This window comes from Streptomyces sp. Act143 (assembly GCF_003143935.1).
Lineage (GTDB): Bacteria > Actinomycetota > Actinomycetes > Streptomycetales > Streptomycetaceae > Streptomyces.
Genome location: NZ_QFRX01000021.1, coordinates 1 through 494 on the forward strand (window position 1 = coordinate 1; position 494 = coordinate 494).

The 494-nt window shown below is 68.4% G+C and carries 1 protein-coding gene; it reads left to right on the top strand.

From position 1 onward, the window contains the following. On the top strand, positions 1-494 hold a 494-nt coding region (locus tag DI272_RS44035; protein WP_109501478.1), incomplete at both ends, for a SigE family RNA polymerase sigma factor.

Below are 494 nucleotides of genomic sequence, written 5' to 3' on the forward strand. Positions count from 1 at the left end.
GACTTCGAGACGTACGCGGCTGTTCGCTGGCCGCGGCTGCTGCGGACGGCGTATCTGCTGACCAACGGGGACCATCACGAGGCCGAGGATCTGGTCCAGGTCACCCTGGCCAAGGTGTATCTGCGCTGGTCCCACATACGCACCCTGGACGCACCCGACCAGTACGTCCGGCGTGCCCTGATCAACAACAACACCACGCGGCAGCGCAAACGGCGGGTCGTGCAGCTGCTGACGCCTCATCTGCCCGAGCAGCGCAGTGCCTCCGGGGACGCCGGGCGTCCCGACAGTTACGACACCCGGTCGGAGCTGTTCGCCGCCCTGGCCACGCTGCCGCCCCGTCAGCGGGCCGTTGTCGTGCTGCGCTACTGGGAGTGCCTGAGCGAGCAGGAGACGGCACACATCCTCGGCTGCTCGGTCGGCAACGTGAAGAGTCAGGCCAGCCGCGCGCTGAAGAAGCTGCGCACCAGCGCGGCACTGTCCGCATACGCCGCCAC